The organism is Jatrophihabitans sp. (genome assembly GCF_051960575.1).
Lineage (GTDB): Bacteria > Actinomycetota > Actinomycetes > Mycobacteriales > Jatrophihabitantaceae > JBQCEE01.
The window spans coordinates 1-5792 of sequence record NZ_JBQCEE010000051.1; the positions used below are offsets into that span (position 1 = coordinate 1).

A 5792-nucleotide genomic window follows, 5' to 3' on the forward strand; every position below is an offset into this window, starting at 1 on the left:
TATGCCACCCGCGACGGGTCCTTCACCTCGACCTCGTCGACCTGATCGGGCCCATCCACAAGGTGAATGTGCTCGGGCGCCTCGCCGGTGGTGCCGACCACCTCTTCGTGGCCCTCGTGGCCGATCAGCAGGATGTCGTAGTCGTCCGCGGCGAAGCGGCGCACCTCGTGGTGCACCTTCGTCACGAGCGGGCAGGTGGCGTCGATCGCCTTCAGGTCCCGCTCGGCCGCCTCCTCGTGCACCTCGGGGGCGACACCGTGCGCGCTGAACACGACGATCGCGCCCTCGGGCACCTCGGCGTTCTCCTCGACGAAGATCGCGCCGCGCGCCTCGAGGGTGCGCACCACGTGCAGGTTGTGCACGATCTGCTTGCGCACGTAGACCGGTGCGCCGTAGTGGTCGAGGGCCCGCTCGACGGTCTGCACGGCCCGGTCGACACCCGCGCAATAGCCGCGGGGACGGGCGAGCAGGACACGCTTTCCGAGGGACTGCATGAGTTCGATGGTACGGACGCGCACCGATACGGCAGGCTGGTGTCATGCAGCTCCCAAGCCCCGTCCGGGCCGCCGTCGGGCTCGTCGCGCTGGCCGCCGACGAGGCACGCCGCCTGCCCGACCGTGCGGTCGAGCTGCCCATGCTGGCGGTGAGCACTGCGCTGCAGGCCTCGCTGCGGGCGCAGCAGCGGTGGGCCGCCCTGACCGCGCGCGGTGACGAGGTGCTGCACGGGCGGCCGACGACCGACGAGCCGCCACCGTGGGCGACCTTCGACGACCCGGTCGACGACGAGCACCTGCGCCGGGTGGCCGAACGCAACGGCTTCGCGCCGGCCGTCGACGACGGGGCCGTGCCGTCGGTCGACGACGACCCGGCCCCCCGCCGCAGCCCCGGCCGTGCCGCGACCCCCAAGCGGGTGAGCCCGCCCCGCAACCGCAAGCCGTCGGCGTTCGACGACGTCGACCCGCGGGGCTGAGGTGGCCCGGCTCGAGACCTCGGCCGAAGCGCCCGTCCCCGTCCGCGTCGTCGCGATCAAGCTGTCCGAGTACATCGGCCGCCTCGGCGAGATCTGGATCGACGGGCAGGTCGCGCAGCTCACCCGGCGTCCCGGCCAGGCCACGCAGTTCCTGACGCTGCGCGACCCGGACGCCAACATCTCACTGTCGGTGACGTGCGGGCGCGGCGTGCTGCCGGACACCGTGGCCGAGGGCTCGCGCATCGTCGTGAAGGCCAGACCCGATTACTGGCTCGAGCGCGGCTCGCTCAGCATGCGGGCCGTCGAGATGCGCCAGGTCGGCCTGGGCGAACTGCTCGCCCGCCTCGAGCAGCTGAAGAAGCTCCTCGCCGCCGAGGGGCTCTTCGCGGCGTCGCACAAGCGGCCGCTGCCGTTCCTGCCGCGCACGATCGGGTTGATCACCGGCCGGGCGAGCGCCGCGGAGCGCGACGTCGTCGAGAACGCCCGGCGGCGCATGCCGGGCGCGCGGTTCAGGCTCGAGAACGTGGCGACGCAGGGGGCGTCCGCGGTGAACGAGATCGTCGACGCGCTGCAGCGGCTCGACCGCGACCGCGAGGTCGACGTCATCGTCATCGCCCGCGGCGGCGGCAGCGTCGAGGACCTGCTGCCCTTCTCGAACGAGACGCTGGTGCGGGCCGTCCACGCAGCGTTCACGCCCGTCGTGAGCGCCATCGGCCACGAGCAGGACCGCCCCCTGCTCGACCTCGTCGCCGACCTCGCCGCCTCGACGCCGACGGACGCGGCCAAGCGGATCGTCCCCGACCTCGCGCAGGAGCAGGACGAGATCGCCGAGCTCCGCCGCCGCGCGCGGGCCTGCGTGCACCGGCGCATCGAGCGCGAGCAGGAGCTGATGGCGAACCTGCCCGGTCGGCTGCGCACCACCCTGCGCGGCCGGCTCGACCGGCAGCGCGACGAGGCGGGGGTCGCGCGCGACCGGTTGCGGGCCCGGGTGCGCACCATGGTCGACGCCGGCGCGGCCGACCTCGAGCACGTGCGCGCGCGAATCCGTGCGCTGTCGCCCCAGGCCACCCTCGAGCGCGGGTACGCCGTGGTGCGCCGTCCCGACGGCAGCCTGGTGCGCACGCCCGACGAGGGGCGTGGCCCGCTGCGCATCCGGGTGGCCGGCGGCGAGTTCGCGGCCACCGGCGACGGTGCCGTCGCCGGCGGGACCGTAGGCTCGCCCGCGTGACTGCGGCCACCGACGAACCCGGCTACGAGGCGGCCCGCGCCGAGTTGCGCGAGATCGTCGCGCAGCTCGAGTCGGGCGGGCAGACCCTCGAGGAGTCCCTCGCCCTCTGGGAGCGGGGCGAGCGGCTCGCCGACATCTGCCAGCGCTGGCTCGACGACGCGTCCCAGCGGCTCGACGCCGCCATCGCCAAGCACGACGCCGAGCCGTCAGGTTCGTGAACCCGCCGTGAGCTGACCTTCCGCGGCGGGTATGCCGCCGCCATGACCACCGCTCCGGGTTACGCAACGACGCATCCCGGTCGGCGGGGCGCTGCCGAGGTCCGAGGCGCCGCCGCCGGCATCGAACGGCAGCCGTGGTGGCCCACGGCCGTGCGCGCGGGCATCGGCGCCCGCGCGGTCGCGTTCCTCGTGCTCGCCTACCTCATCGCCCGCATCGCCGGCGGCGCGCTGGGTGACGCGTCCGGAGACCAGCCGGCCAGTCAGCAGGGTGTCGCGCAGGCGGTCGCGCAGCAGGGCGGCGGCCACGTGCTGGTGTTCCTGCTCGGCCTCGGCGTGCTGCTCTACGCGGCGTTCAGCGCGGTCGACGCCCTGCTGCACCATGACGAGCCGAAACCGCGCAAGCGCTGGGCGAAGCGGCTCAACTCGGCCTGGGCCGCCGGGCTCTACCTGTTCTTCGGCGTGTACTGCCTACGGGCGGCGTTCTCGGACGCCCCGAAGCGGACGTCCGGCCAGCAGCACCAGCAGCAGGCGCAGTGGACGGCGAAGGTGCTCGGCTGGCCCGGCGGCCAGTTCTGGCTGTTCCTCGTCGCCGTCGCCGTGCTCGGCGGCGCCGTCTTCGTGCTCGTGCGGGCGGTGCAGCAGAAGTTCCGGAAGTACCTCGACGAGCAGCGGATGAGCCCGCGCGTGCGCGGGGCCGCGCTCGGCCTCGGCACCGCCGGCCACATCGGCCGCGCCGCGCTGTACGGCCTGGCCGGATCCTTCGTGCTCAGCGCGGCGATCGAGGACGACCCGAAGAACGGCAAGGGCTTCGACGGGGCCGCCCGCGCGGTCGCGAACAACACCGCGGGCGCCGCGCTGCTGTGGGTGATCGCCGTGCTGATCCTCGCCTTCGCGCTGTACCTGTGTTGCGAGGCCCGCTTCCGGCGCGTGTGACATGGTCGCCGAGCACGCCGTCGGCGGCCCGGTGCGGGCTGCGTTCGCGGCGGTCGCGCGGTCGACGGCCGGCGAGCAGGGCGCCCGTGTCGGGCTCGCGGCCCGCTGCCTGGTCTACGTCGTGCTCGGCTACCTCGTCGCGCGCATCGCCGGCGGTGCGCTCGGCCCCGCGAAGAACGACCAGCCGGCGAGCGGCCCGGGCGTCGCGCAGGCCGTCGCGCAGCAGACCGGCGGGCACATCGTGGTGTTCGTCCTCGGCGTCGGGTTGGTGCTGTTCGGCCTGTTCAGCGTGCTGGACGCCGTGCTGCACCACGACCACGAGGACACCGCGCTCAGCCGCTGGACGAACCGGGTGGTGTCGCTCTGGACGGCCGTGCTCTACGCCGCGCTCGGCGCCTACTGCGTGGTCACCGCCTTCGCCGGCGGCACGCAGAGCGCGAGCAAGGAGAACCGGACGCAGACGCAGTGGAGCGCGCACGTCCTGCGGTGGCCGGGCGGTCAGGTCTGGCTGTTCCTGGCGGGCGCGACGCCGATCGTCATCGCCGGCTTCCTGGTCAGCCGGGCCGTGCGGCAGCAGTTCCGCGAGCAGCTGGACGAGCACCGCATGAGCCCGCGGGCCAAGCGCATCACCTTCGTCCTCGGCACCATCGGCTACCTCGGGCGCGCCGGGCTGTTCGCGCTCGTCGGCGGGGTGGTCGTCGCGGCCGCGATCGAGGACGACCCCCAGCACGGCAAGGGCGTCGACGGCGGCGCGCGGCTGCTCGCCGGCAACCCCTGGGGCTCGGCCGGGCTCTGGCTGCTCGCCCTCACCCTCGCCTGCTACGGCGTCTACCTCGGCCTCGAGTCGCGGTACCGCCGCATCTGACCCACGATGATCTCGGGGAAACCCCTGTCCCAGCCGGGGTTTCCCCGAGATCATCGCGGGTTCGGGCGGCGGTGGTGGGTGACGGGCGTCGCTGTCGATCGTCCGTCGCGAGCCGCCGACCCGGACGAACCACGTGCTCTGACAGGATGAACGTTCCCGCCCGTGCCGAGAGGAAGCCCGCCATGTCCGACGGATCCCCCGACACCTCGACCGCCCTGCCGCCGGAGTTGGCGCCGGCGCGGCAGGCACCCGACCGCAACCTCGCGCTCGAACTCGTCCGCGTCACCGAGGCGGCCGCGATGGCCGCGGGCCGCTGGGTCGGCCGCGGCGACAAGAACGGCGGTGATGCGGCGGCCGTCGACGCGATGCGCGCACTCATCGGCACCGTCTCGATGCGCGGCGTCGTCGTGATCGGCGAGGGCGAGAAGGACGAGGCGCCCATGCTCTACAACGGCGAGGAGGTCGGCGACGGCACCGGGCCGCTGTGCGACGTCGCGGTCGACCCGATCGACGGCACGACGCTGATGGCCAAGGGCATGCCGAACTCGATCGCCGTCATCGCGGTGAGCGAGCGCGGCTCGATGTTCGACCCGTCCGCCGTCTTCTACATGGAGAAGATCGCCACCGGGCCCGACGCGGCCGACGCCATCGACATCACCGCGCCGGTCGCCGAGAACATCCGCCGGGTCGCCAAGGCCAAGCACTGCTCCACCGGCGACGTGACCGTCTGCATCCTCGACCGGCCGCGGCACGAGCAGCTGGTCGGCGAGGTCCGCGACGCGGGCGCCCGGATCAAGTTCATCACCGACGGCGACGTCGCCGGGGCGATCGCCGCGGCCCGCGAGGGCACCGGCGCCGACCTGCTGCTGGGCATCGGCGGCACGCCGGAGGGGATCATCGCCGCCTGCGCCCTCAAGTGCATGGGTGGTGCGCTGCAGGGCCGGCTCTGGCCCCGGGACGACGACGAGCGGCAGAAGGCCGTCGACGCCGGGCACGACCTCGACCGCGTGCTCACCCTCGACGACCTCGTCCGCGGCGACGTCTTCTTCGTCGCCACCGGGATCACCGACGGCGAGCTGCTGCGCGGTGTGCAGTACCGCGCCGGCGGGTGCACCACGCAGTCGCTGGTCATGCGCTCGCGCTCGGGGACGATCCGGATGATCGACAGCCGGCACTCCCTGGCCAAGCTGCGGGCCTACTCGGCGGTGCCGTTCGAGGCCGACGGCGAGCGGCTCGTCGACTAGCTCCTGTCCTGCAGTGGACCGTCAGTTGTCGGGTCACGCACTGACCGCCCGTGCTCACCGTGCTGCCGCCACGCTCGTCGAGCCGCGAATGCGCCACTGCGGCCGTGACCGGATGACTTCTGCGATCTCGTGGCAATGCGTGCCGTGAAAGCCCCGAGATCGCAGACATCGCCGAGCCTTCGGCGCCATCAGCCCGAGCAGGGCCCCTGAGCGACAGGTTGTGCAGCGGGCGCGGGGACCACGAGGGGCAGGAACAGGCCCGGATCGAGCGCAGCTAACGGAGCGTCAGCACCAGCGCCACCGCCACTCCGGCCACCACCAGGGCGACGAGCAC

At 73.6% G+C, this 5792-nt stretch carries 6 protein-coding genes and 1 pseudogene; 6 read left to right on the plus strand and 1 reads right to left on the minus strand.

Going from position 1 to position 5792, the window contains the following annotated elements:
* Positions 1–494, minus strand: a pseudogene (locus ACTHMS_RS02530) (4-hydroxy-3-methylbut-2-enyl diphosphate reductase); the annotation flags it as partial.
* 44 nt (positions 495–538) lie between these two features.
* On the opposite strand from ACTHMS_RS02530, the gene ACTHMS_RS02535 reads away from it, so the two are divergent.
* The 6 genes from ACTHMS_RS02535 to glpX all read left to right on the plus strand — a co-directional run bounded on the left by ACTHMS_RS02535 (position 539) and on the right by glpX (position 5458).
* Positions 539–970 carry a hypothetical protein gene (locus ACTHMS_RS02535; protein WP_440305105.1) on the plus strand — a complete coding sequence of 144 codons (432 nt, stop codon included), beginning with the start codon at positions 539–541 and terminating at the stop codon, positions 968–970.
* A gap of 1 nt (position 971) precedes the next feature.
* Positions 972–2198, plus strand: a complete 1227-nt coding sequence (gene xseA, locus ACTHMS_RS02540) for an exodeoxyribonuclease VII large subunit (protein ID WP_440305106.1) — start codon at positions 972–974, stop codon at positions 2196–2198.
* Positions 2195–2416, plus strand: coding sequence for an exodeoxyribonuclease VII small subunit (locus tag ACTHMS_RS02545; protein ID WP_440305107.1), 222 nt, complete (start codon positions 2195–2197; stop codon positions 2414–2416). The genes xseA and ACTHMS_RS02545 overlap by 4 nt, the downstream gene beginning before the upstream one ends.
* A gap of 42 nt (positions 2417–2458) precedes the next feature.
* Entirely contained in the window at positions 2459–3349 is an 891-nt protein-coding gene (locus ACTHMS_RS02550; RefSeq protein ID WP_440305108.1) for a DUF1206 domain-containing protein, read from the plus strand.
* Position 3350: 1 nt separating this feature from the next.
* Positions 3351–4214 carry a DUF1206 domain-containing protein gene (locus tag ACTHMS_RS02555; RefSeq protein ID WP_440305109.1) on the plus strand — a complete coding sequence of 288 codons (864 nt, stop codon included), beginning with the start codon at positions 3351–3353 and terminating at the stop codon, positions 4212–4214.
* Positions 4215–4396: 182 nt separating this feature from the next.
* Positions 4397–5458, plus strand: a complete 1062-nt coding sequence (gene glpX / locus ACTHMS_RS02560; protein ID WP_440305110.1) for a class II fructose-bisphosphatase — start codon at positions 4397–4399, stop codon at positions 5456–5458.
* Positions 5459–5792 lie beyond the last annotated feature (334 nt).

What these genes read in the sequence shown, in the direction of transcription:
- glpX (WP_440305110.1), top strand. Translation starts at nt 4,397, where the DNA reads ATGTCCGACGGATCCCCCGACACCTCGACCGCCCTGCCGCCGGAGTTG.
- ACTHMS_RS02535 (WP_440305105.1), top strand. Translation starts at nt 539, where the DNA reads ATGCAGCTCCCAAGCCCCGTCCGGGCCGCCGTCGGGCTCGTCGCGCTG.
- ACTHMS_RS02550 (WP_440305108.1), top strand. Translation starts at nt 2,459, where the DNA reads ATGACCACCGCTCCGGGTTACGCAACGACGCATCCCGGTCGGCGGGGC.
- ACTHMS_RS02555 (WP_440305109.1), top strand. Translation starts at nt 3,351, where the DNA reads ATGGTCGCCGAGCACGCCGTCGGCGGCCCGGTGCGGGCTGCGTTCGCG.